Here is a 24,729-nt window from a genome sequence, read left to right as displayed (position 1 = left end):
ACTGGGGCGCCGGCCCCGAAAATCATTGGTTCGAGCTATCGTTTCCTGTCACGAAATCGTCAAGGAGAAAAACGGCGCGGGCGCCAAATGTTCCAATTTTTCCCGGTACGCCCAGATGCAGGGCCAGCGATCGCGCCGCCGCGCGCCTGGCATCGTTGCCGCTTTCTCCTGACTCCATGCAAAGGAACGGGGAACGAACGCCTCACCGTCCCATTATGTCGGCGGAAGGTATCCGCCGTCGTCCACACATTGCCCGGACGCGCGGCAGACCGGTCCAACGACTGAGCCGGCTGCATCCTTGAGCAGCCGGCTCAGCCCCTGAATGGTCAATTCATCCCGATTTCCACCGCGATCCGAATCAAGTCGGAATGGTTCTTGGCTCCCAGCTTCTGCTTGAGCAGGGAGGTAGTGTTGGCGACGGTCTTGTAGGAGATACCGAGCGCCTCGGCGACCTCGACGATCTTGTTGCCGCGCCCGAGCAGGCGAAGAATTTCAAGCTCCCGCGGCGTCATTTGCGAGGCCGGATTCGCCTTGATCGCAGCGCCCGAGAACGTCACGGCCTCCGCGAGTTGGGGCGAGATGAAATTGTCGCCGGCGACCACCTTGCGTACGGCCTTGAGCAGGATCCGGGGATCGTCGCCCTTGGAGACATAGCCCTGCGCCCCGAGCTCCACCGCGCGCACAACGAAGGCCGGATCTTCATTCATGCTGAACATGATGATCTTGGCGCCTGGATCGTCCTTGCGGATCCGGCGCATCAACTCGAAGCCCGAGACGTCGGGCAGGCTGATGTCGATGACCGTGACGTCCGGCCGCTTGCTGATATAGGCCTTGTGTCCGGATTTGGCGTCGTTCGCTTCGTCGATGCGGATCGAATGGTCGGAGGCAAACAGGGTGCGACAACCTGACAGCACAACGGGGTGGTCATCGACGATCAGGACCCGGGTCGCCAGCTTGGTTGTGTCTTGCATCGCGCACTCTCTTGTTTTGGTAACTCATAGACTGGCGGGAACAAATGGAAAGAGAGAATCCCGCCAATGCGCGTTAGAATTGACCTAATGTGGCAACGACTTCCGTTCAGAACCCAGTTGTTCCTTCCACTCGGCGTGAGCTTTGTCGCCGCGCTGGTCATGGGGGGCGTGTTGCTCCAGAGCTTCTCGGCCAGCCAGCTGGCGGACGAGAACGAACCTGGTCGACGCTCAGTGCAGACCGTTGCTGTCGCACTCAACAGCGCCCTGAGCGCGTCAGACAGTCCGCGCAAGATGCTCGACGCATTCGTCGGCTCCTTGGCTACCTCCAATGATATCCAATTCCGGCCTGTGGAGGCGGGTCCTGCGCCGTCCGTGAGGGACGGCCTGCACAGGGTGCATGGCGTGCCGCAATGGTTTGTGGACCTGATCGCCATCCCTGATATCGACGCAGCATCTCCTGTGATCATCGACGGCAAACGCGTTGGTGACATCGTGTTCGTGCCCGACCTGTCAGCTGATCTGTTCGAGAAATGGATCGGCTTTCTGGCCCTGACGAGCCTCATCGCCGTGCTGATGGTGTTGACCGGCACGATCGCCTTTCTCTTCGCGAGATCGGCGCTGCAGCCGCTGCAAGATCTCGGCGCGGGCCTGACGCGCATTCGGCGCGGCGATTATGCGACGCCGATCCCGGTCGCAGGGCCGCCGGAAATCCGGCAGAGCTGTGAGGAGGCCAATGCCCTTGCCGCAACGCTCGCGCAATTGAGCCAGCACAATCGCGACCTGTTGCATCGCCTGGTGTCGCTCCAGGATGATGAGCGGCACGATCTCGCCCGCGAGCTGCATGACGAGCTTGGCCCGTTGCTGTTCAGCATCCGTGCCGGCACGATCGCACTGAGCGAGGCCTCGCCGCAGACGGGACATCTCGGCAACTCCGTGCAGGAGGTGATGCGATCCATCGAGGCGCTCCAGCAGACCAATCGCCGCATCCTCGACCGGTTGCGGCCGCTCTACATCGAGGAATTGGGGCTCGAGGCCAGCGTGCAGACGCTGCTCCGCAATTTCCGCTCGCAAGCGCGGCATATCGGCCTCACCGCAACGATAGATTCTAACCTCAACGGGATCAGCGGGCCACTGGCCCGGACCGTCTACCGTGTGATTCAGGAGGCGTTGACCAACGTGCTGCGCCATGCCGGAGCGAAGAATGCCCATGTGGAAGCGGCGATATCGGGCGGTGCGCTCACCGTCGAAGTCTCCGATGACGGCGGAGGCTTTCCCGCCGACAATGTTTTCGGCCGCGGCCTGACCGGCATGCACGAGCGCGTCCGCGCGCTCAGCGGCTCGCTGTCCCTGCTGCGTGCGGACGAACGCACCTATGTGCGCTGTCGCCTTCCACTCGGGGAGATCAGGGGCGAGCCGATCTCGGGCTAAAGCGCGATGAGATTGGGATGAATCGTCGTCGCGCTTCAGGTTGTTGTTTGAGCATGATCTCCGCGCAAACGCGTCCCGCTGATGTCGCGAGGGAAAACCGCTTCACACATTTCCGGATCATGCTCTAGCACGCACAGCAATCGTGCGAGCCCTGCTGCGCCGGCTCGCACAGCGTGCTGTGGATCTTGCCTTCCGCGCTGAAACGAAACGAGGCGCGGACGCGCAACGCACCTGCGACGGAATATTCGAGATCGATGCCGTTCTGCGCCGGACGGATTTCCTCCAGGCCGAAACCCGCCGAGGAAAAGGCGCTGAGCTTCGGTCCCCAATAGGTTTCGAGCTCGCGCCGGCCGCGATAGTTCTGCGTGCCGTTGCAGGTGCATTTCAGCTCGGCATCGTCGGCATAGAGGTCGAGCAGCGTCGGGAGGTCACCCTTGCGGCAGGCATCCACCCAATCAATGACAAGTCCCATCTGATCGAAATCGCTCAACGCCAGCAATCCTGTTTACCGCTGAAAAAACTTGGAGGCGGCTTAAGATCACCCTCGTGAATATGCGCTGAATAATAAAGACCGGACGATACCGGGTTCCCACCGGGAACCTACGGACGGACTTCGCTCTTTCGTCGTCCCCTCACCCACACGACAAATGCGATCAGCACGGCACCGGCAAGTGCAAACCAGGTGATCGCGTATTGCAGATGGTCGTCTTTCAGATGCACGTCGAGCGGACCCGGGCGCGGAATGCCGTTCGCCGGCACCGGCTGCTCGAGATCGACGTAGAAAGGCGCGATCGTGCCCCAGCCCAGGGCGCTAGCGATTGCCAGATGATCGCGCACGAACCACAACCGCTTGTCGCGATTTTCGGCCGGCGTGAGCCAGCCCGCCTCTTCCGGGAAACGGAGATAGCCGGTGAGCGTAACGGGCGCGCCGGTGACAAGCTTCTGCACCGCGCGATCCTCGACCCCGCGCTCCTGCATTGTGTTCTCGACGAAGCCTGCATCGATCACCACGATCTCACCACTCGGCAGCCGCGCCGGCAGAAAAGCCCAGGTGCCGGGGGTGGATGCATCCTTGCGCACGGCGGAGCCGGACGAATAGACCATCGCATCCGGCAGAGCCGCATAGGTCGCGGTGAAGCTGACGCGGCGAAACTCGTCACGCGCAGGCGTCAGCGCGGGCCATTGCGCAGGTGGCGGCAGCGCAACGGGTGCTGCCGCGAGGCGCTCGGTGAGCGCAGCGATCAGCTCGTGCTTGGCGGTGCGGCGCTGCAATTGCCAGACGCCGAGCGCGACGAAAGCCGCGGTCAGCAAAAGCGTGAACAGCATGAAGCCAGCCACACCGGGCTTGCGCAAAGTCTCGTTCATTTCCCGCGGTCGATCAGCCGGCCCGGGGCCGCCTTGTGATGGAATTGCAGCGCGATCAGGAGGGATTTCATCGAGCGCAGCGGCAGGAGCGTGGTGGCGAGGATCAGCGGCAGCCACAGCACCGCATGCAGCCAGAATGGCGGCTGATATTTGACCTCGACGACGAGCGCGCAGCCGACCACGATCGCGCCGGCCAGCATGATGATGAAGATCGCCGGACCGTCGCCCGCATCGATGAAGCCGTAGTCGAGGCCGCAGCAGTTGCAGGAGGGCGCCAGCGTCAGGAAGCCCGCATAGAGCTTGCCCTCGCCGCAGCGCGGGCATTTGCAGGCGAGCCCGCGCAGCGCGCTTTGCAGGACAGTGGGCTGGGCCTCTGGGGTGTCGGCGGTGTCGTTCATCGCACGCAAGCCTATCACAGTTTCGGCCAAAACTCCGGCCGCTGAAAAGCGAAAGGGCGGCCCTGCGGCCGCCCTTTGCAGATGATCAGCCGCGGCTCAGTGCGCGCCGTGGGCCATGGTCTCGGCGCCGTGTCCCCAGACATAGATGCACAGGAACAGGAACAGCCAGACCACGTCGACGAAATGCCAGTACCAGGCGGCGAACTCGAAGCCGAGGTGCTGCTTCGGCGTGAAGTGGCCGGCATAGGCGCGCGCCAGGCACACGATCAGGAAGATTGTGCCGACCAGCACGTGGAAGCCGTGGAAACCGGTCGCCATGAAAAAGGTCGCGCCGTAGACGTTGCCGGCAAACGAGAACGCCGCGTGGCTGTATTCGTAGGCCTGCACGGCGGTGAAGGTCGCGCCCAGCAGGACGGTGAGGATCAGACCATATTTGAGGCCCTGGCGATCGTTCTCGAGCAGGGCGTGGTGCGCCCACGTGACCGTGGTGCCCGAGGTAAGCAGGATCAGCGTGTTCAGCAGCGGCAGATGCCAGGGATCGAAGGTCTCGATGCCATGGGGCGGCCAGGTGCCCGGGGCCGAGCATGCGCCGGCAGCCGTGCCGAGGCCGCAGCCGAACACGGCGTCGCGGGTGGCGTGGACGGCATCGGCCGGGAACAGCGCGGCGTTGAAATAGGCCCAGAACCAGGCAACGAAGAACATCACCTCGGAGGCGATGAACAGGATCATGCCGTAGCGATGGCTGATCTGTACGACCCGGGTATGGTCGCCCTTGTACTGGGCTTCCTTGATCACGTCGCCCCACCAGCTCGCCATGGTGTAGAGCACGCCGACGGTGCCGATGCCGAAGATGATCGGCGCGGCCGAGACCATGTGGTGCATCCAGGTGATCGCGCCGACCGCCATGATGAAGGCAGAGACGGAGCCGACCGCCGGCCACGGAGACGGATCGACCAGATGGTAGTCGTGATGCTTGCCTTGCGCGGTAGCCATTGCGGTCTGTCTCCTCAATCCCGTGCCTATCCGGCACTTATCCCCTTAGTCCAACCCCTGAGCGTCAACCCGGCGGCTGGAGATTTCCCTTGCGTTTGTCGTCGTCGCCGGATGCGATCGGCTTCACCACCGGATCCTTCACTGGATAGAACGTGTAGGACAGCGTGATGGTGCTGAGCCCGTCATTGTCGTGGTCATTGACGATCGACGGATCGACGTAGAACACCACGGGCATCTCGCGCTTCTCGCCGGGCGCCATGGTCTGCTCGGTGAAGCAGAAGCAATTGATCTTCTGGAAGTACGACCCGACCGTCAGCGGCGCGACATTGTAGGCGGCCTGGCCTGAGGTGGTACGCGCGGCCTGGTTGGTCACGGTGTAATAGATCGTCGTGACCTGGCCGATATTGACCTCGATTTCGGTCTGCTCGGGCTCGAACTTCCAGGGCAGGCCGGGGGCGACGTTGGAATCGAACCGCACCGCGATCTTGCGCGCGATCGGGCCGGTGGCGGGCGCAGAGGTCGCGACCTGGGTCGTGCCGTTGAAGCCGGTCGCGCGGCAGAACCAGTTGTAGAACGGCACCGCTGCGTAGGACGCGCCGACCATCAATGCGACCACGCCGCCGCAGATCGAGGCGACCAGCACATCGCGGCCGAGCCCCTTCCTGGCCGTCCGGCTCTGATCCTGCGATATGGTCGGCTTCTGATCCATCTTCCCCTACAGCGGCCGAACTAGAACCGCCGGTCCCTTGACCATGGTGACGGCGAAGAAAAGGATGACGAGCACACCGAGCGCCAAAGCAATGGCAATGGAGCGCTGGCGACGGCTCTTCTTCTGCGCCTCGGTAAGGACGATTCCATCTGGCTCGGGTTTGTCAGCCATTCCTGCCTCATGCGCCCCCAACCATCGGAGCAAGCGCCCGGAACACGACCTCGGCCAGCAAGGTCGCGAACAGCGCGAACAGGTACAGGATCGAGAAGGCGAACAGCTTTCGCGTCGCGCGCAGCGACGCAGCTCGCGTCCGGCGCATATAGACGTTGATCGCGAGCACCAGCATGCCGGCACCAAGGATCAGCGAGACGATGCCGTAGACGGCGTCGAAATAGCCAAGCACCCAGGGTGCTGCGGCCACCGCGATCAGCACGATGGTGTAGAGCAGGATCTGGAGGCGGGTCGCGTCGGGGCCGGCGACATTGGGCAGCATCGGAATGCCGGCGCGGGCATAGTCGTCGGAACGGAACAGCGCCAGCGCCCAGAAGTGCGGCGGCGTCCAGAAGAAGATGATGGCGAATAGCAGCAGCGGCTCGACATCGACCGTGCCTGTGACAGAAGCCCAGGCCACCACCGGCGGCAGCGCGCCGGCGGCGCCGCCGATCACGATGTTCTGCGCGGTCCAGCGCTTCAGGCCCATCGTGTAGATGACGACGTAGAAGAAGATGGTGAAGGCGAGCAGCGCACCCGCGATCCAGTTGACCAGGATGCCGAGCGTCATCACCGAGAAGAAGGCGAGCGTCATGCCGAACGCCATCGCTTCGGGCCGGGTGATGCGGCCGCGCGGGATCGGACGGTTCGCGGTGCGCGACATCTTCGCGTCGATATCGCCCTCGAGCGCCATGTTGAGCGCGCCCGAGGCGCCGGCGCCGACGGCGATGCAGAGCAGCGAGGTGATTGCGAGCACCCAGTGGAAATGTCCCGGCGCCATCGCCATCCCGACCAGCGCGGTGAAGATCACGAGCGACATCACCCGCGGCTTGAGCAGCGCGAGGTAGTCACCAACCTCCGCCTCGGAGATGCGGGGATTGATGTCGATGGCGTTCTGATCGAGGACGGACACTTAAACCTGCTCGTTTCGTTGTAGAGCCGCGGCGCCCGTCACGGGCGCCGCGGGAGTTTTGTTGCTTACTGCACGCGGGGCAGCACTTCGAACTGGTGGAACGGCGGCGGCGAGGGCAGCGTCCATTCCAGCGTGGTGGCACCGGCGCCCCAGGGATTGTCGCCCGCCGGGACCTTCTTCATGAAGGCGTCGAACACGCAGTAGAGGAAGATCAGCACGCCGAAGCCGGAGATGTAGGAGCCGATCGACGAGACCAGGTTCCAGCCGGCGAACGCATCCGGATAGTCGACATAGCGGCGCGGCATGCCCGACAGGCCGAGGAAGTGCTGCGGGAAGAACACCAGGTTGACACCGACGAAGGTGAACCAGAAGTGCGCCTTCGCGATCGCCTCGTTGTACATGTAGCCCGTCATCTTCGGGAACCAGTAGTACCAGCCGGCGAAGATCGCGAACACCGCGCCGAGCGACAGCACGTAGTGGAAGTGCGCGACGACGTAATAGGTCTCCTGCAGCACGCGGTCGACGCCCGCGTTCGCCAGCACGACGCCGGTGACGCCACCGACCGTGAACAGGAAGATGAAGCCCACGGCCCAGATCATCGGGGCGCGGAAATCGATCGAGCCGCCCCACATCGTGGCGATCCAGGAGAAGATCTTCACGCCGGTCGGAACCGCGATCACCATCGTGGCGGCAACGAAGTAGGCCTGCGTCGCCGAGGACATGCCGACCGTGTACATGTGATGCGCCCACACCACGAAGCCGATGCCGCCGATCGCGACCATGGCGTAGGCCATGCCGAGATAGCCGAACACGGGCTTGCGCGAGAAGGTCGAGACGATCTGGCTGATCATGCCGAAGCCGGGCAGGATCAGGATGTACACCTCGGGGTGACCGAAGAACCAGAACAGGTGCTGGAACAGCACTGGGTCGCCGCCGCCCTCGGGATTGAAGAAGGTGGTCCCGAAGTTACGGTCGGTGAGCAGCATGGTGATCGCGCCGGCGAGGACCGGCAGCGACAGCAGCAGCAGGAACACCGTCACCAGGATCGACCACACGAACAGCGGCATCTTGTGCAGGGTCATGCCCGGCGCGCGCATGTTGAAGATCGTGGTGATGAAGTTGATGGCACCGAGGATCGACGAGGCGCCCGCCAGATGCAGCGAGAGGATCGCGAAGTCGACGGCCGGGCCCGGGTGGCCTGAGGCCGACAGCGGCACGTACATGGTCCAGCCGGCGCCGACGCCGTTGGCACCGGGCTCGCCCTCGACGAAGCTCGACAGCAGCAGCAGCGCGAAGGAGGCCGGCAGCAGCCAGAACGAGATGTTGTTCATGCGCGGGAACGCCATGTCAGGCGCGCCGATCATCAGCGGCACGAACCAGTTGCCGAAGCCGCCGATCATCGCGGGCATGACCATGAAGAAGATCATGATCAGGCCGTGCGAGGTCACGAATACGTTATAGGTGTGCGTTTCGTGGAATATCTGGACGCCCGGGAACATCAACTCGGCACGGATCGCGATCGACATCGCGGCACCGATGATGCCCGCGATGACCGCGAAGATCAGGTACATCGTGCCGATGTCCTTGTGGTTGGTCGAATAGACGTAGCGACGCCATCCCGTCGGATGGGCGTGCTCGTGGTCATGTCCGTGGTCTTGCGCGTGATCGCCGTGTGCCGCTGCGCTGGTTGCCATTTTCAAATCCTGCCTTGCGTCCCGTTCGGACCTTTGGAGGTCCCGCCCTTTGTATCGCTTTCAGTCCCTTTGAGCCGTCGCCCGGCGCCTACTGCGTCGGGCCGGCCGCGGAGGCGAAGGTGCTGGTGCCGCCGCTCGCAAACTTCTTCTTCGCCGATTCAACCCAGGAGGCGAACTCCTGATCGTTCACCACGCGAATCGCGATCGGCATGAAGGCGTGGTCCTTACCGCAAAGCTCCGAGCACTGGCCGTAGAACATGCCGGTCTTGGTGGCCTTGAACCAGGTCTCGTTCAGGCGCCCCGGTATGGCGTCGATCTTGACGCCGAACGCCGGCAGCGCGAACGCGTGGATGACGTCGGCGCCGGTGACCTGGACACGAATCACCTTGTTGACCGGAACCACCATCTCGTTGTCGACGCCGAGGAGGCGGGGCTGCTTGTCCTGAGCCAGCAACGAGTCGAACTCGAACTTGCCGTTATCAGGGTAAGCGTAGGACCAGTACCACTGCTTGCCGGTCGCCTTGATGGTCAGGTCCGCTTTCGGCACGTCGAGCTCGAGGAACAGCAGGCGGAAGGACGGCACCGCGATGCCGACCAGGATCAGCACCGGCACCAGGGTCCACACCACCTCGATCAGCGTGTTGTGGGTGGTCCGCGACGGCACCGGATTGGCCTTCGCGTTGAACTTCATCACCACGATGACCAGCAGCGCCAGCACGAACAGCGTGATGACGATGATCAGCACGGACAAGAAGTTATGGAACCAGACGATGTTGTCCATCACCGGGGAAGCAGAGCCCTGCAGGTGCCATTCCCACGGCGCCGGCTGCCCGAGCTCAGCCTCGGCAAATGCCGCACCGCCCGTCGCCAGCGTCAGACCCGCCACGGCCAATCCCAGCAAGTGTCGGCCCACCCGGCCCATCGACATCTTCATGCCGTTCGCGCTCCCCTAACGAAATCACCCCAAGTGCCTTCCCCTGTTTTTGGGGAACGCTTATTCGATCCGCCCGTCTGACAAACCGCCGCGCAAGAATACCTCTAAGAGGAATTGGGGCCAGATCGCTAGAACGCCGAAATCAAGCCTCTCAAACCATAATTCTTGATCTATCGCAATGCAGTCTTGAGGCCCCTCTGTCTGCGATCACCCGCAAGATATTTCCTAGTAACATCAGACAAAAATACCGTTTCCCGGGATGCCGCGGCTTGACAGCCGGATTGCCCGCTGTAGGCACAGGCGCAGGGCCCCGCAGGAACCTGATTCGTGGCGGCAATGGCAGCCGAGGCGGCGCGGAATTTGCTTGTGAATTGCCTTCAAGACGCCGTCATTCCCGTATCAGTCCTCCAGCGCGAGCGACCCAAGCGAGCAGAGGGACCGACCCCGATGGGGCTTTCGAGATGCATGGCAAGATCGGTTCCAAGATCGGTTCTATGGCCGACTGAGGGTCTCACGACGCTGATCGGCCTCCTGGCTGTCGCCCTTTTCCTTGCCTTACCCGGCCTCGCCCATGCGCAGGGCGCGGTGCGCTCCGTTCATGGCGACTGGCAGATCCGCTGCGACACCCCGCCGGGCGCCCAGGCCGAGCAATGCGCCCTGATCCAGAGCGTGGTGGCGGAAGACCGCTCCAATGCCGGCCTCACCGTGATCGTGCTCAAGACCGCCGATCAGAAGAGCCGCCTGATGCGCGTGGTCGCGCCCTTAGGCGTGCTGCTGCCCTCGGGCCTCGGACTGAAGCTCGACAACCAGGACGTCGGCCGTGCCGGCTTCGTCCGCTGCCTGCCCAATGGCTGCGTCGCTGAGGTCGTCATGGACGACAAGCTGCTCGGCCAGCTCCGCAGCGCCAAGACCGCGACCTTCATCATCTTCGAGACGCCGGAAGAAGGCATCGGCTTCCCGCTCAGCCTGAACGGACTCGGCGAGGGCTATGACAAGCTGCCATAGGGCTAAGCCAGCGGCGAACCTATTGTTTCCGTAATGTGAGGCGTCGCGCCCTCGCGGAACCAATCCAAAACCATTATCTTGCCTCACATCCCCCGATAATGGACGGACGCATGACCAATCCTGCCACAACCTCCCTGCTCGACCGCGCCAATCTCGACCGCGACCAGGTTCGCAACGAGGTCGCGCGTGGGCTTTCCGGTGCCGACGACGGCGAATTGTTCCTGGAATACAGCCAGACCGAAGCGCTGATGTTCGACAATGGGCGGCTGAAGCAAGCGACCTACGACACCTCGCAGGGCTTTGGCCTGCGCGCCGTCAAGGACGATGCGGTCGGCTATGCGCATTCCTCCGATGTGTCGCTGCCCGCGCTGATTCGCGCCGCCGACGCAGTCGCGGCCGTGCGCGGTGGCTATTCCGGCAGCTTTGCCGCCCCGCCCCCACACACCAATGTCCGCCTCTATGGCGATGAAAACCCGCTCGATGCCCCGGGCTTCGAGACGAAAGTAAAACTGCTCGCCGAGATCGACGCTTACTTGCGCGACAAGGATCCGCGGGTGCGGCAGGTCAGCGTCAGCCTGGGCGCGACCTGGCAGGTCGTCGAGATCCTGCGTCCCGACGGCGAGAGCTATCGCGACATCCGCCCGCTGGTGCGCATCAACATCTCCGTCGTCGCCGGTCAAGGCGACCGCCAGGAGAGCGGCAGCAAGGGTTATGGCGGCCGTGCCGGCTATGCCGAGTTCATCGAGAGCAAGAATTGGCGCGAAGCCGCCGACGGCGCACTGCGCGAGGCGCTGGTCAATCTGGAATCGATTCCGGCCCCCGCGGGCGAAATGGACGTCGTGCTGGGCGCCGGCTGGCCCGGCGTGATGCTGCATGAGGCGGTCGGCCACGGCCTCGAGGGCGACTTCAACCGCAAGAAGACCTCGGCCTTCGCCGGCCTGATGGGCCAGCAGGTCGCCGCGAAGGGCGTCACCGTGGTCGACGACGGCACCATCGCCTCAAGGCGCGGCTCGCTGTCGATCGACGACGAGGGCACGCCGACCAACCGCACCGTGCTGATCGAAGACGGCATCCTGGTTGGCTACATGCAGGACCGCCAGAACGCGCGGCTGATGAACATGAAGCCGACCGGCAATGGCCGGCGCCAGGGCTATGCCCATGTGCCGATGCCGCGCATGACCAACACCTACATGCTCGCGGGCGACCGCGACCCGGCCGAGATTCTCGCGTCGGTGAAGAACGGCGTGTTTGCCGCGAATTTCGGCGGCGGGCAGGTCGACATCACCTCGGGCAAATACGTGTTCCAGTGCACCGAGGCCTACAAGATCGAGAACGGCAAGCTGGGCGCGCCGCTGAAGGGCGCCATGCTGATCGGCAATGGGCCGACCGACCTGCATCGCATCCGCATGATCGGCAACGATCTCGCGCTCGATACCGGCATCGGCACCTGCGGCAAGAACGGCCAGGGCGTGCCTGTCGGCGTGGGCCAGCCGTCGCTTCTGATGGAACGCATTACGGTGGGTGGAACGGGCGCATGAGCGTTGAGAAGGTAACTGCCGCTCCCAAGCGGAAGGGCTCCGGCTTTGTCGCACAGCTGGTGCAGCTCGCCGGCATCGTCGCCGCCGTCTTCATCGCCAAGGGCGCGCTCGCCGAGCCGTTCTACGTGCCGTCGGGCTCGATGGAGCCGACGCTGTTGATCGGCGATGCGCTGCTCGCTTCGAAATTCCCCTATGGCTACGGCACCTCGTCGCTGCCGATCCAGATCAACCTGCCGGAAACCGGCCGGGTCTTCGCGGAGACGCCGAAGCAAGGCGACGTTGTCGTATTCCGCTGGCCCGGCGACCGCTCGCAGGCCTGGGTCAAGCGCGTCGTCGGCCTTCCCGGCGACCGCATCCAGATGCGACAGGGGCAGCTCTTCATCAACGACCGTCCCGCCGAATTGAAGCCTGACGGCGTTGGTGCCGCCGAGGACGACAATGGCGGCAGCGAGCCGGCCTATCGTTACGTCGAGACGCTGCCGAACGGCGTCTCGCATCTCATCTTCAAGATGCGCGACAACGGTCCGCTCGACAACACGCCCGAGGTGAAGGTGCCGGCGGGATATCTGTTCGTGCTCGGCGACAACAGGGACAACTCCGCCGACAGCCGCGTGCCGCTGCGCTCTGGCGGCGTTGGCCTCTTGCCGGTCGACAATCTCGTCGGCCGTGCCGATGCCGTGCTCGGCTCCTGGGATCTCGGCATGCGCGGCCAACCGGTCTGGACCTGGCTCTCCGGCTTCCGGCTCGCGCGGTTCTTCACCGCCGTGCACTGAGGAGGTCTCATGACCTTCGACGACGTCAGAAGATTTGCGCTGACGTGGCCGGAGGTCGAGGACGGCACCTCCTACGGCACCCCCGCTCTGAAGGTGCGCAAGAAGATGCTGGCGCGCCTGAAAGAGGACGGCGACAGCCTGGTGATGCCTGACGTGCCGATCGACGAGCGCGCGATGCTGGTCGAGAGCCAACCGAAGATCTTCTACTTCACCGATCATTACGCGGACTATCCGATCGTTCTGATCCGCCTGTCCAAGGCGAAGCGCGCGATCGTGGAGACGCTTTTGCGGCGGCGCTGGCGCGTGCTGGCATCGAAGGCAGCGCGAGCCGACTATGATGCGCGCGCAAATGCATGACGCTCATGGATGAGCCGCGCTTTCTTGCGCTGGCGCTGAAGAACCCGGTCAACGTCGCGATCCTTGATGAGCTTGATCGGCTCGCGCTGCCGGATGCGTGGCTGGTCTCGGGATGCCTGGTGCAGACGGTATGGAATGTGCTCACGGGCCGCGCCATCGATCACGGCATCGCCGATTACGACATCTTCTACTTCGATCCTGATACCTCCTGGGACGCGGAGGACGCGGTGATCCGCAAACTGCAGGCGCAGCTCGATCATCTCGGCGTCAAGATCGAGACCCGCAACCAGGCCCGCGTGCATCTGTGGTACCCGACCAAGCACGCCCTGCCCTATCCGCCATTGTCGTGCTCGACTGACGGCATCGACCGTTTCCTGACGCAGAACACGCAAGTGGGCGTGAAGCCTGCTGGTGACGGTTACGAGGTCTACGCGCCGAACGGGCTTGGCGACGTCGCGGACCTGATTGCGCGCCCCAATCCCGGCCCGAATTTTTCCGCGGCAAATTACGCGGCGAAGGTGGCGCGATGGAAGGCGCTATGGCCGGAGCTTACGGTCATTGCTGCGGAGTGAGATGTCGTCTTTCCCCGCGATGCATCCACATCGTCATTGCGAGCGCAGCGAAGCAATCGAGAATCCTTCCGCGGAGAGACGCTGGATTGCTTCGCTGCGCTCGCAATGTCGGTGGAAAAGGCTGCGCCTACCGCACCACGCCCGACGTGAACCCGGCCTTCCGCCGCGGCGGCTTGATGTCCTTTTTCAGGAAGCAGCGCGCCTCGCGCCCGGTATAGCCGGGGCGGGCATAGGTGAAGGCGCGGCACTTGTTGTCGGCCGTACAGGCGGCCTTGCAGACTTCCTCGCCCTCGCCCTCCTTGAGCTCGAAATTGCGCAAATCGCCGCCGGGGCGGTCGATCGAGGTCTCGACGCCCTCGACACGCGGCTCGATCACGCCGGCGCCGCGCACGCCGGAGATACAGCAATTGGCTGGCTGTCGCGGCGGCACGGTATTCTTGAGCCAGCATACAGCCGCGGCCCCATCGATATCAGGATAGCTGAAGCTCCAGGCGCGGCAGCGGCGATCGCGCTCGCAAAGCAATGCGCAATCCTCGGGATCACCCGACGTGACCGGCGTGCTGAAATAATCGCCGCCGGGCCGGTCAAACGCCGTCTGGGCTCGGGCAGGGACGCTCGCAAAGGCGAGCGCAAGCAGCGCGGCACAGGCCACGACGCAAGCCAAAGCCCTTGCCATCACGACCTTTGCCATGACGGCCCCAGGCGGGCGGCCCTTCCCCATCGGAACAGCTTTCGAGTTATTGACGACGCTCAGGTTTTTTCGGCCGGTCATTTGATCGCCGTAAACCTGTACGGGCGATGAACGGCCTAGAACCTGGTCGTTGGTCTATTTGCCTAGAGCTAGAACGCGTATTCCGCGTAGGCCGGTTCCACCGAGCCCTTCCAGGAGCCGTTGAACTTCTCGAGCATCTCCTCGGCCGGTGTCCGACCGGAATCGATGATGCGATCGAGCGGCTCCAGATGCCGGGTTTCGTCGCGGCCGATGGCGTCGATGCGACCGCGGCGACGCAGGCCCGCATGTGCCAGTACGAGGCATTCCTTGGCGATCTCGAACAGATAGTGGTCCTTGATCCGGGCCTTGAAGCCGAAGCGCGGCACATCGTCGCGTAGCGCCTGGCGTTCATGTGCAGTCCAGTGCTTCACCAAGTCCCAGGCTGCATCGAGCGACACGTCGTCATAGAGCAGTCCAGCCCAGAACGCCGACAGCGCCGGCAACCGGCCCCATGGGCCGCCATCGGAGCCGCGCATCTCGAGGTAACGCTTCAGCCGTACCTCCGGGAAGATCGTCGAGAGATGGTTGGCCCAGTCCGACAGCGTCGGACGCTCGCCGGGCAGATTGTTGTTGCGGCCGTCGAAGAAGGCGCGGAACGAGGAGCCCGACACGTCGATGTAATCGTCGCCGCGCTTGACGAAATACATGGGCACGTCGAGCGCGTAGTCGACATAGCGCTCAAAGCCCATGCCGTCCTCGAACGCCCACGGCATCATGCCAGCACGCGCATTGTCGGTGTCGCGCCAGATTTCGGAGCGGAAGGAGAGGAAGCCGTTCGGCTTGCCTTCCGTGAACGGCGAATTGGCGAACAGGGCGGTCGCGACCGGCTGCAGCGCCAGCGAGACGCGCAGCTTCTTGACCATGTCGGCTTCGGAGGAGAAATCGAGATTGGTCTGCACCGTGCAGGTCCGGTACATCATGTCGAGGCCGTATTGGCCGACCTTCGGCATGTAGTTGGTCATGATCTTGTAGCGGCCCTTGGGCATGACCGGGATGTCGGCGCGCGACCAGGACGGCGTCATGCCGAGGCCGAGGAAGCCGATGCCCAGCGGAGTCGCGATCTCGCGCACCTGCGCCAGATGCGCCATCAGCTCGCTCTGGGTCTGGTGCACGTTCTCGACCGGCGCGCCTGACAGTTCGAACTGTCCGCCGGGTTCGAGCGAGATCGCGCCGCCGCCGGTGACGTCGTAGAGACCGATGATGTTACCCTTCTCCATGATCGGCTCCCAGCCGAGCAGGAGTTTCATGCCCTCGAGCAGCGCACCGATGCCGCGTGCGCCTTCGTACGGCACGGGACGGTGCCCTTCGAGCGTGAACGGCGTCTTCTCGTGCTCGGTACCCATACGGAATTCGGACGGGTCCTTGCAGCCGGCCTCGAACCACGCGACGAGCTCGTCGCGTGATTGCAGCGGCGTCATATCGATCTGGTCTCGCGCCATATCAAACTCTAATCAAAAGGGCGCTTCGATCGAAGGCGCGCGGGTGATGGGGACGGTCCGCGAACCCCCCAGGGGTGCACGGACGAGCTGGTTTGCCGCGCGGTCATCGCGACGGCGAGGTTTCGTTGACATTCGCGACGGGCGGCAGCTTCATCTCGCCGCACGAGCACCCGAGCCGGTCGAGCAGACCGCTGAGCTTGACGGCATCGGCATCGGACAGTTTCGAGCCGACATATTTCTCGATCGCAGCCGAGTAGGCACCCCACATCCGCTTCTGCAATTCGCGGCCGGCCTCCGTGATCTCGACGAACTGGCCGCGCTTGTCGATCTTGCATTCACGCCGGGAGGCGAGGCCCTCGTCGACCAGGCGGTCGATCAGCCGCGAGGTGGAGTATTGCGGGATCAGCATTTGCCGCTCGAGCTCCACCGGCCGCAGCTCTCCGCTCGGCGCGCGCGACAATTCGAGCAGCGCGTCGTACCATGCCAGTGGCGGGAACCCGGCCTTCTTGAGGTCCTGCTCCACGCAGTCAAGCACGCGGCTCTGCACGCGCATCAGGCGGATCCAGGCACTGGTTGCCTCGGTTGATGGTTTGCGTTTCATGGTCCCGCTCAAGCTCGTCGTCCGCTTCTTACCCCACTCGATGCACCTGCATCAATCTTGACTATTGGATGCAGATGCATGTAGGCGTTCTTTCGCCCCAACCAAGCGTCAAGAGGAGGAAATTCCATGAAACTGTATTACTCGCCCGGCGCCTGCTCGCTGTCCCCCCATATCGCGCTTCTGGAGGCCGACCTGCCCTATGAGCTGGTCAAGGTCGATATCCGGGCCAAAAAGCTCGAAAACGGTGAAGACTACCTGAAGGTCAATCCCAAGGGTCAGGTTCCCGCGCTGGGCCTCGATAACGGTGAGATCGTGACCGAAGGCCCGGTCATTGTCCAGATGATCGCCGACAAGGCCCCGGCCAAGGCGCTGGCGCCCGCGCGCGACAGCTCCGAACGCTACAAGCTGCTCGAATGGCTGAACTTCCTCACCTCCGAGGTGCACAAGAGCTTCGGCCCGATGTTCGCGCCGGCGCTGAATGACGACGCCAAGGCGTTCTTCAAGGACCGCGTCATGGGCAAGCTGAAGCACATCGACAGCCAGCTCGCCGGCAAGGACTACCTCATGGGCAAGCAGTTCTCGGTCGCCGACGGCTATCTCTTCACCATGCTGACCTGGGGCGACCGCATGAAGTTCGACCTTTCGGCGATGCCGAATCTGACCGCCTACAAGGCCCGCGTCGCGGCCCGGCCGAAGGTGCAGGAAGCGCTGACCAAGGAAGGGCTGGCGCAGGCGAAGTAAGCCCGCACAGGCTGCGAAAACGCAAAAGGCCGGATCGACGATCCGGCCTTTTTGTTGTGAACCCTTTCACGGGCAATGACGTCGAAAGGCCATCGCCACCAGACAGTTGCTCCCATGAACATGATCGTTCTCATGACCGCAGCCGGCGCGCCGCTCGCGATGCTCGGCTTGTCGACCCCGGTCGCGCCGCAGCGCAATTGCATCTTCATTGTCCATCCGCAGATCACCTCTGCCGTGTTCGAGAGCAAGGAAGGAAAGATCGTCTTTCCGGACCGGCCGACCGAACATCCGTGCAGCTACACCAAGACAAAGGGCGGAGCGGACATCATCTTCACCAACCAGAATGGCTGGCGCTTCGAGGTGCGCGTTGGCCGCGGCGACGAAGGCCGCTGGAAGGCCAGTCTGGCTGACAACGCGGTCACGGGCCGCGCATTCTCGCCGTTCGGGGATGGAAAATAGAAAAGGCCGGATCAAGGATCCGGCCTTCGTTGTCTCTATCGTCGCGGTGCCGATCAGGCCGCGGCCTTCTTCGGCGCGAAACGGCCGTAGAAGGTCTCGCCCTTCGCCGCCATCTCTTCAAGCAGCTTCGGCGGCGCGAAGCGCGAGCCGTATTTCGCCTCGAGCTTGTGGCATAGCTCGACAAACTTTTTCGTGCCCATGAAGTCGATGTAGGACAGCGTGCCACCGGTGAACGGCGCGAAGCCGAAGCCGAGGATCGAGCCGACATCCGCTTCGCGCGGATCGGTGATGACGTGATCCTCGACCGTGCGCGCGGCTTCCACCGCCTGCACCACGAGGAAGCGCTGCTTCAGCTCCTCGACGTCGAGCGTGTCGGGGTCGAGTTGCTTCGGCTGCAGCGCCGAGAGGCCCGGCCACAGGCTCTTCTGGCCCTTGCCCTCGGGATAGTCGTAGAAGCCCTTCTTGTTCTTGCGGCCGAGGCGACCCTGCTTCTCGACCATCTCGACCATCAGCTTCTTCTGGTCGGGGTTGATGGCGTTCGGGCCGAGATCGGCTTCGGTCGCCTTCATGATCTTGAGGCCGAGGTCGAGCGCAACCTCGTCCGAGAGCGAGAGCGGGCCGACCGGCATACCGGCCATCTTGGCGCAGTTCTCGATCATCGCCGGCGGCACGCCTTCGAGGAACATCTCGTTGCCCTCGGCGACGTAGCGACCGACGCAGCGATTGGCGAAGAAGCCGCGGCTATCGTTGACCACGATCGGCGTCTTGCCGATCTGGCGGACGTAATCGAGTGCAGTCGCGAGCGCGAGATCGCCGGTGTTCTTGCCCTTGATGATCTCGACCAGCATCATCTTCTCGACCGGCGAGAAGAAGTGGATGCCGACGAACTTGCCCTGGTCCTTGAACGACTCGGCCAGCGAGGTGATCGGCAGCGTCGACGTGTTCGACGCAAAGATCACGTCCGGCTTGAGATATTCCTGCGCCTTGGCGAAGGTCTCTGCCTTGACCTTGCGGTCCTCGAACACGGCCTCGATGACGAGGTCGACGTCCTTCAGCGCGGCATAGTCCGCGGTCGGCGTGATGCGCGCGAGCAGCTTCTCGGCATCATCGGGCTTGGCGCGGCCCTTCTTGATCTGATCCTCGATCACCTTCTGCGCATGGGCCTTGCCCTTGTCGGCGCTCTCCTGGTCGCGGTCGATCAGGACGACGTCGAGGCCGGCGCGGGCCGAGACGTAGCCAACACTGGCGCCCATGAAGCCGGCGCCGATCACGGCGATCTTCTTCACCTTGGTTGCGGGCACGTCCTTCGGGCGGCGCGCGCCCTTGTTGAGCTCCTGCATCGACAGGAACAGGCTGCGGATCATCGCGGCCGCTTCCTTCGAGCGCAGCACCGAGGTGAAGTAGCGCGACTCGACGCGAAGCGCGGCATCGATCGGCAACTGCAGGCCCTCATAGACGCAGCTCATGATCGCGCGCGCGGCCGGATAGTTATCGTAGGTCTCGCGGCGATAGATCGCGTTGCCGGCCGGGAACATCATCATGCCGGCCTTCGAGAACACCGGACCGCCCGGAAGCTTGAAACCCTTCTCGTCCCAGGGCGCCACGGCCTTGCCGCCACCCTTGATCCAGTCCTTGGCGGCCTTGATGAGATCGGCAGCGGGAACGATGGCGTGGATCAGGTTGAGCTGCTTCGCCTTCTCGATCGTAACAGGATCGCCCTTGAGCAGGATCGTCACGGCATCCTGCGGCGGCACCAGGCGCGGCACGCGCTGCGTACCGCCGGCGCCGGGGAACAGGCCGACCTTGACCTCGGGCAGGCCGAGACGCGTCTTGGGATTCTCGGCCGCCACGCGATAGTGGCAGCACAGCGTGATCTCGAAACCGCCGCCAAGCGCGAGGCCGTTGATTGCGGCGGCCCACGGCTTGCCTGAGGTTTCGATCGAGCGCAGCACCAGCGAGAAGCGGCGGCTCTGGTCGAACAGCATCTGGTTCGCGGCGGTCTCGCCCTGCTCCCTAAAGACCTTTGCGTAGGCCTGGTTCATGCCCTCGAGCATGGACAGGTCGGCGCCGGCGCAGAACGCCTCTTTCGCCGAGGTAATGACGACGCCCTTCACAGCTGCGTCACCAGTGGTTTCCTTGACGATCGCATCGAGCTCGCTGGTCGAGGTCTCGTCGAGCACGTTCATCGAACGGCCCGGGATGTCCCAGGTGACGAGCGCGATGCCGTCGGAATCGGTCTCAACCTTGAAGTTCTTGTACGACATGGTGGTTGCTCCCTACCCCTTAGACGCGCTCGATGATGGTCGCGGTGCCCATGCCGCCGCCGATGCACAGCGTGACCAGGGCGGTGGACTTGTTGGTGCGCTCTAGCTCGTCGAGCACGGTGCCCAGGATCATTGCACCGGTGGCGCCGAGCGGATGGCCGAGCGCGATGGCGCCGCCATTGACGTTGATTCTTGCGTTGTCGATGTCGAAGGCCTGGATGTAGCGCAGCACGACCGAGGCAAAAGCCTCGTTGAGCTCAAACAGGTCGATATCAGACTTCTTCATGCCGGAACGCGCGAACAGCTTTTCGGTGACGTCGACCGGACCGGTCAGCATCATCGCCGGCTCCGAGCCGATGTTTGCGAATGCACGTATTTTGGCGCGCGGCTTCATGCCGTATTTCGCACCGGCCTCCTTGCTGCCGAGCAGCACGGCGCCGGCGCCGTCGACGATGCCGGAGGAGTTGCCGGCATGGTGCACGTAATTGACGCGCTCGATCTCCGGATGCGACTGCACCGCGACGCCGTCAAAGCCGCCCATCTGCGCCATCATCGTGAACGACGGCTGCAGCTGCGCCAGCGACTGCATCGTCGTCGAGGGACGCATGTGCTCGTCCTTGGCGAGAATAGTGAGGCCGTTGATGTCCTTCACCGGCACGACCGACTTGTTGAAGCGGCCCTCGTCCCAGGCCTTAGCCGCACGCTGCTGGCTCTGCACGGCATAGGCGTCGACGTCGTCGCGCGAGAAGCCGTACTTGGTGGCGATCAGATCGGCCGAGACACCCTGCGGCATGAAGTAAGCGGGCACCGCCATCGAGGGATCCATCGGCCAGGCGCCGCCGGAGGCACCGATGCCGACGCGGCTCATCGATTCGGCACCGCCGCCGATCACGAGCTCATGCTGGCCGCTCATCACCTGCGCGGCGGCGAAGTTCACGGCATCGAGACCGGAGGCGCAGAAGCGGCTGATCTGCACGCCGGGGACGGCTTCGCCGAGACCCGCCTTCAGCGCGGCAAAGCGCGCGATGTCGGAGCCGGCCTCGCCGACCGGATCGACCACGCCGAGCACGACGTCGTCGACCGAATCTTCCGGCAGATTGTTGCGGTCCTTCAGCGCCTTCAGCGGCACGGTGGCGAGCGCCAGCGCGGTGACTTCGTGCAGCGCGCCGTCAGCCTTGCCGCGGCCACGGGGGGTGCGAACGTGATCGTAGATGAATGCCTCAGGCATGACGCCCTCCTGATCTGTTGTTCGAATTCTATTGGTGCGGAAGCAGGCTCAGAACGCTTCCGCCGGCAATTCCATGATGGTGGCGCAGCCGGACTGAATGCGCGCGAGATTGGCCGCGGTCTCCGGCAGCATCCGCTCCATGAAGAAGCGGCCGGTGACGAGCTTGGTCGAGAGATAGGGCGTCGCCCCGCTCTCGGCAATCTTGGCCTGCGTCACCTTCGCCATCTTGGCCCACATATAGCCGAGCGCGACGAAGCCGAAGAGATGCAGGTAATCGGTTGCGGCTGCTCCCGCATTATCAGGCTTCATCATCGCGTTCTGCATCAGCCAGGTCGTGGCCTGCTGCAGATGACCGAGCGAGGTCGAGAGTGGCGTGATGAAGGGCTTCATCGCCTCGTCGCCGCCGTTCTCCTTGGCGAAGGCCATGACCTCGCCGAAGAAGGCCATGATGGCTCGGCCGCCGTCGCGCGGCAGCTTGCGGCCGACGAGATCGAGCGCCTGGATGCCATTCGCGCCTTCATAGATCATGGCGATGCGGGCATCGCGCACGAACTGTTCCATGCCCTGCTCGGCGATGTAGCCGTGGCCGCCATACATCTGCTGCGCCTGCACCGCGTTGGCAAAGCCGTAGTCGGTGAGGAAGCCCTTCAGCACTGGCGTCATCAGGCCCATGTGATCGTCGGCGGCCTGCCGGTCCTTGGGGTCCTCGGAGCGATGGGCGACGTCGCTCTTCAGCGCGGTCCACATCACGAAGGCGCGCGCGGCTTCGTTGAAGGCGCGGATCGAGAGCAGCGTGCGGCGGACGTCAGGGTGCACGATGATCGGATCGGCCGGCTTGTCCGGCGCCTTCACGCCGGTGAGCGCGCGGCCCTGGATGCGCTCGCGCGCGTAGGCGACGGCGTTCTGATAGGCGACCTCGGACTGCGCGAGGCCCTGAACGGCGACGCCGAGGCGAGCCTCGTTCATCATCACGAACATGCCCTGCATGCCCTTGTTCTCTTCGCCGATGAGCCAGCCGGTGGCGTTATCGTAATTCATCACGCAGGTCGAATTGCCGTGGATGCCCATCTTGTGCTCGATCGAGCCGCAGACGACGCCGTTGCGGGCACCGACTGAGCCATCCGGATTCACAAGGAACTTGGGCACCACGAACAGCGAGACGCCCTTGATGCCGGCGGGCGCGCCCTCGATGCGGGCGAGCACGAGGTGGATGATGTTGTCAGCGAGGTCATGCTCGCCGGCCGAGATGAAGATCTTGGTGCCCGTGATCTTGAAGCTGCCGTCGGCCTGACGCACCGCCTTTGTACGGAGCATGCCGAGGTCGGTGCCGCAATGCGGCTCGGTCAGGTTCATGGTACCGGTCCATTCGCCGGCCACCATCTTCGGAACGTAGGTCTGCTTCTGCTCCGGCGAGCCATGAACGATCAGCGCGGCGGTCGCGCCCATGGTGAGGCCGCCATACATCGAGAACGCCATGTTGGCGGAGATCTGGAATTCGTTGACGGCCTGGCTGAGCGTCACCGGCAGGCCCTGGCCGCCAAATTCAGTCGGCGCCGACAGACCGAGCCAGCCGCCTTCCGCGACCTGCTTGAAGGCGTCCTTGAAGCCCTTCGGCGTGGTGACGCTGCCGTCGTCCGCGCGCTTGCAGCCTTCGAGATCGCCCACACGATTCAGCGGCTGCAGCACCTCTTCAGCGAGCTTGGCGGCTTCGCCGAGGATCGCTTCGCGCACGTCGCTCGACGCGTCCGAGAAGCCGGCGAGGTTGTCGTAGCGGTCGATCTGGAAGACGTCGTTGAGCAGGAAGTTCACGTCTTCGACGGGGGCTTTGTAGATCGGCATGGTGGTCTCCCGGCAGGCCTTGAAGTGATGATGCTGAATTAGGATTGGGCGGCGAGCTGCTCCGCCATCAGGCGATGCAGCATGTTGATGGCCTTGAGCGGACGCACCATCACCTTGAAATGGGTGATGCGTCCCTCGCTATCGAAGGTGATGATGTCGACGCCGTTGATCTCGATGCCGTCGATCATGGTCTTGAATTCGAGCACGGCGCCGCTGTCGCTTCGCCATTCGCCGACATAGGTGAAGCCGGGACCGCCCAGCACCTTCTCGGCGCTGGCGAGATATTTGAAGGTGATGTCGCGCCCGCGCTGCGGCGTGTGCACGACGGGGCTTTCGAACACGGCGTCAGGATGGAGCAGCTCCCACAACGCCTTGGTGTCGTGAGACGTCATGTAGGCGTACCAGGAGTCGAGGCCGGTCATTGTCAGGTGCCTCCCAAAGGGCTTTGGCAAAAACGCGAAAACAACCCGATGCACAGTAGCGCCAAAGGGAGTGCCGGGGGTGCTTGTCCGGGGGTCTGAAGCCCCACCTCATATGCACATTGACGCATATGCGCCGATGCGCATAAAGTCAAGCTGGTTGGTTAAGGGTACAGGGAGGCAGGTCACATGGCGCTGGGCGACGCGATCCTCGCATGCCTGACGGAACGTCCGATGACGGGCTACGAGCTCGCCAAGACGTTCGATTCCTCGATCGGCTTCTTCTGGAAGGCCGACCACCAGCAGATTTACCGCGAGCTCTCCAAGCTGCGCGACCGCGGCTACATCCAGGGCCGCGAGGTCGTGCAGACTGGCAAGCCCAATAAGCTCATTTATACGCTCACTCCGGAAGGCCGAACAGCGCTGCGGCACTGGGCCGCGCGGCCGAGCACGCCGCCCTCGATCAAGGACGATCTGCTGGTCCGGCTGCATGCGCTCGACAGCATCGACATCGGGCCGATCCGCACCGATCTGATGGACCGGCTGGAGCATCACCGCGACCGGCACGCCAATTACGAGCGCATCCTGAAGAAGCGTTTTCCGGACGGGACGGCGGAAGGCCGGCTCGACCTCGGCAATCTGCTGCTGCTCAAGCTCGGCGCCCGACACGAGCAGATGGTGGCCGATTTCTGCGAAGAGGCGCTCGAGGCGCTGTCCGCGATATCAGGCAAGGGCACGGTGGTGCCGCTGGAGGACGGCAAGCGGGAGGGGAAGGGTTGAGTCCGCTAGACCGGCAAATTGTCGGTCATCCCGGGCGGCACTTCGCCCTGCGCTGACCGTTCGGCCAGAAGCTCCTTTTCGGCCTCATACCAGAAGGTGTCCATTTTCCCGCTGGGCTCGCCGGCACTTTTCCAGATCTCATAGGCGCGCTTACGGACGTCTTCCTCGGTCAGACCTGCCATCTTGAGCCATCCTTCGTTGTTGAAGTTCCAAGCTGCCAGCAACCAGAGAGTTCCCGGCAGGGCGAGATTCCGAGCCCATCCAACCAGCGGAGCAGGTCGAGGCCGCCCAACTTTAAGACACCGGCGACGGCTTCCTTAACCCGTT

At 63.7% G+C, this 24,729-nt stretch carries 27 protein-coding genes; 9 read left to right on the top strand and 18 right to left on the bottom strand.

Translation table 11 applies throughout. The annotated features are described in order from the left end of the window. Positions 1-326 precede the first annotated feature (326 nt). Positions 327-971 (bottom strand): response regulator transcription factor, encoded by a 645-nt coding sequence (locus tag XI06_RS06140; protein ID WP_237864094.1) that lies wholly within the window; start codon positions 969-971, stop codon positions 327-329. Positions 972-1,058: 87 nt separating this feature from the next. Between XI06_RS06140 and XI06_RS06135 the strand changes: the two genes are divergently transcribed. Further along, the gene (locus tag XI06_RS06135) at positions 1,059-2,399 is read left to right on the top strand and encodes a histidine kinase (RefSeq protein WP_237870819.1); all 1,341 of its coding nucleotides are present in this window, start codon (positions 1,059-1,061) and stop codon (positions 2,397-2,399) included. Positions 2,400-2,523: 124 nt separating this feature from the next. Here the strand turns inward: XI06_RS06135 and XI06_RS06130 are convergent, their stop codons facing one another. The 9 genes from XI06_RS06130 to coxB form a co-directional block, all read right to left on the bottom strand. Beyond that, the gene (locus tag XI06_RS06130; protein WP_271604833.1) at positions 2,524-2,889 is read right to left on the bottom strand and encodes a nuclear transport factor 2 family protein; all 366 of its coding nucleotides are present in this window, start codon (positions 2,887-2,889) and stop codon (positions 2,524-2,526) included. A gap of 110 nt (positions 2,890-2,999) precedes the next feature. Further along, a complete protein-coding gene (locus XI06_RS06125) occupies positions 3,000-3,764 on the bottom strand; it encodes an SURF1 family protein (protein WP_271604832.1) in 765 nt (254 codons plus the stop codon). Continuing rightward, a complete protein-coding gene (locus tag XI06_RS06120; protein WP_271604831.1) occupies positions 3,761-4,162 on the bottom strand; it encodes a DUF983 domain-containing protein in 402 nt (133 codons plus the stop codon). The genes XI06_RS06125 and XI06_RS06120 overlap by 4 nt, the downstream gene beginning before the upstream one ends. Before the next feature lie 96 nt (positions 4,163-4,258). Further along, a complete protein-coding gene (locus tag XI06_RS06115) occupies positions 4,259-5,155 on the bottom strand; it encodes a cytochrome c oxidase subunit 3 (protein ID WP_237864099.1) in 897 nt (298 codons plus the stop codon). A 64-nt stretch (positions 5,156-5,219) separates the two neighbouring features. After that, positions 5,220-5,864, bottom strand: coding sequence for a cytochrome c oxidase assembly protein (locus tag XI06_RS06110; protein WP_271604830.1), 645 nt, complete (start codon positions 5,862-5,864; stop codon positions 5,220-5,222). A gap of 6 nt (positions 5,865-5,870) precedes the next feature. Next, positions 5,871-6,035 (bottom strand): CoxF protein, encoded by a 165-nt coding sequence (locus tag XI06_RS06105; protein WP_128954359.1) that lies wholly within the window; start codon positions 6,033-6,035, stop codon positions 5,871-5,873. Positions 6,036-6,042: 7 nt separating this feature from the next. Next, the gene (locus XI06_RS06100; protein ID WP_237864101.1) at positions 6,043-6,987 is read right to left on the bottom strand and encodes a heme o synthase; all 945 of its coding nucleotides are present in this window, start codon (positions 6,985-6,987) and stop codon (positions 6,043-6,045) included. A 65-nt stretch (positions 6,988-7,052) separates the two neighbouring features. Further along, a complete protein-coding gene (gene ctaD, locus XI06_RS06095) occupies positions 7,053-8,681 on the bottom strand; it encodes a cytochrome c oxidase subunit I (RefSeq protein ID WP_237864102.1) in 1,629 nt (542 codons plus the stop codon). Positions 8,682-8,769: 88 nt separating this feature from the next. Continuing rightward, entirely contained in the window at positions 8,770-9,615 is an 846-nt protein-coding gene (gene coxB / locus XI06_RS06090; protein ID WP_237864103.1) for a cytochrome c oxidase subunit II, read from the bottom strand. Positions 9,616-10,062: 447 nt separating this feature from the next. Here coxB and XI06_RS06085 point away from each other — a divergent pair, with 447 nt between their 5' ends. The 5 genes from XI06_RS06085 to XI06_RS06065 all read left to right on the top strand — a co-directional run bounded on the left by XI06_RS06085 (position 10,063) and on the right by XI06_RS06065 (position 13,860). Next, entirely contained in the window at positions 10,063-10,620 is a 558-nt protein-coding gene (locus XI06_RS06085; protein ID WP_377807496.1) for an invasion associated locus B family protein, read from the top strand. A 110-nt stretch (positions 10,621-10,730) separates the two neighbouring features. Beyond that, positions 10,731-12,158, top strand: coding sequence for a metalloprotease TldD (tldD, locus tag XI06_RS06080; RefSeq protein ID WP_271604829.1), 1,428 nt, complete (start codon positions 10,731-10,733; stop codon positions 12,156-12,158). Next, positions 12,155-12,931, top strand: coding sequence for a signal peptidase I (gene lepB, locus XI06_RS06075; RefSeq protein WP_237864106.1), 777 nt, complete (start codon positions 12,155-12,157; stop codon positions 12,929-12,931). The genes tldD and lepB overlap by 4 nt, the downstream gene beginning before the upstream one ends. 9 nt (positions 12,932-12,940) lie before the next feature. Beyond that, the gene (locus XI06_RS06070; RefSeq protein WP_271604828.1) at positions 12,941-13,288 is read left to right on the top strand and encodes an MmcQ/YjbR family DNA-binding protein; all 348 of its coding nucleotides are present in this window, start codon (positions 12,941-12,943) and stop codon (positions 13,286-13,288) included. A 5-nt stretch (positions 13,289-13,293) separates the two neighbouring features. Further along, a complete protein-coding gene (locus XI06_RS06065; protein ID WP_271604910.1) occupies positions 13,294-13,860 on the top strand; it encodes a nucleotidyltransferase family protein in 567 nt (188 codons plus the stop codon). Positions 13,861-13,987: 127 nt separating this feature from the next. On the opposite strand, the gene XI06_RS06060 is transcribed toward XI06_RS06065, so the two are convergent. The 3 genes from XI06_RS06060 to XI06_RS06050 all read right to left on the bottom strand — a co-directional run bounded on the left by XI06_RS06060 (position 13,988) and on the right by XI06_RS06050 (position 16,672). After that, the gene (locus tag XI06_RS06060) at positions 13,988-14,581 is read right to left on the bottom strand and encodes a PAN domain-containing protein (protein ID WP_271604909.1); all 594 of its coding nucleotides are present in this window, start codon (positions 14,579-14,581) and stop codon (positions 13,988-13,990) included. A 119-nt stretch (positions 14,582-14,700) separates the two neighbouring features. Further along, positions 14,701-16,071 (bottom strand): glutamate--cysteine ligase, encoded by a 1,371-nt coding sequence (locus tag XI06_RS06055; protein ID WP_237864108.1) that lies wholly within the window; start codon positions 16,069-16,071, stop codon positions 14,701-14,703. Positions 16,072-16,174: 103 nt separating this feature from the next. Then, positions 16,175-16,672, bottom strand: a complete 498-nt coding sequence (locus XI06_RS06050; RefSeq protein ID WP_063197904.1) for a MarR family winged helix-turn-helix transcriptional regulator — start codon at positions 16,670-16,672, stop codon at positions 16,175-16,177. 126 nt (positions 16,673-16,798) lie between these two features. Between XI06_RS06050 and gstA the strand changes: the two genes are divergently transcribed. Continuing rightward, a complete protein-coding gene (gene gstA, locus XI06_RS06045; protein WP_237864109.1) occupies positions 16,799-17,413 on the top strand; it encodes a glutathione transferase GstA in 615 nt (204 codons plus the stop codon). Positions 17,414-17,527: 114 nt separating this feature from the next. After that, positions 17,528-17,872, top strand: coding sequence for a hypothetical protein (locus XI06_RS06040; RefSeq protein WP_271604827.1), 345 nt, complete (start codon positions 17,528-17,530; stop codon positions 17,870-17,872). A 53-nt stretch (positions 17,873-17,925) separates the two neighbouring features. Here XI06_RS06040 and XI06_RS06035 read toward each other — a convergent pair whose 3' ends face one another. The 4 genes from XI06_RS06035 to XI06_RS06020 are packed head-to-tail and all read right to left on the bottom strand — an operon-like array spanning position 17,926 to position 23,625. After that, positions 17,926-20,136, bottom strand: coding sequence for an FAD-dependent oxidoreductase (locus tag XI06_RS06035; RefSeq protein ID WP_271604826.1), 2,211 nt, complete (start codon positions 20,134-20,136; stop codon positions 17,926-17,928). A 19-nt stretch (positions 20,137-20,155) separates the two neighbouring features. Continuing rightward, complete coding sequence (locus XI06_RS06030) at positions 20,156-21,364, bottom strand: acetyl-CoA C-acetyltransferase (protein WP_237864112.1); 1,209 nt, start codon at positions 21,362-21,364, stop codon at positions 20,156-20,158. 48 nt (positions 21,365-21,412) lie between these two features. After that, positions 21,413-23,203 carry an acyl-CoA dehydrogenase C-terminal domain-containing protein gene (locus XI06_RS06025; RefSeq protein WP_237864113.1) on the bottom strand — a complete coding sequence of 597 codons (1,791 nt, stop codon included), beginning with the start codon at positions 23,201-23,203 and terminating at the stop codon, positions 21,413-21,415. 38 nt (positions 23,204-23,241) lie between these two features. After that, entirely contained in the window at positions 23,242-23,625 is a 384-nt protein-coding gene (locus XI06_RS06020) for a nuclear transport factor 2 family protein (RefSeq protein WP_271604825.1), read from the bottom strand. A 186-nt stretch (positions 23,626-23,811) separates the two neighbouring features. Between XI06_RS06020 and XI06_RS06015 the strand changes: the two genes are divergently transcribed. Further along, positions 23,812-24,402, top strand: coding sequence for a PadR family transcriptional regulator (locus XI06_RS06015; protein WP_237864115.1), 591 nt, complete (start codon positions 23,812-23,814; stop codon positions 24,400-24,402). 5 nt (positions 24,403-24,407) lie between these two features. Here the strand turns inward: XI06_RS06015 and XI06_RS06010 are convergent, their stop codons facing one another. Then, entirely contained in the window at positions 24,408-24,584 is a 177-nt protein-coding gene (locus XI06_RS06010) for a DUF2934 domain-containing protein (protein ID WP_237864116.1), read from the bottom strand. Between the last annotated feature and the right edge of the window lie 145 nt (positions 24,585-24,729).

The organism is Bradyrhizobium sp. CCBAU 11434 (genome assembly GCF_028128895.1).
In the GTDB taxonomy this organism is placed as follows: Bacteria; Pseudomonadota; Alphaproteobacteria; order Rhizobiales; family Xanthobacteraceae; genus Bradyrhizobium; species Bradyrhizobium zhengyangense.
This window is presented reverse-complemented; position numbering and strand designations above follow the sequence as displayed.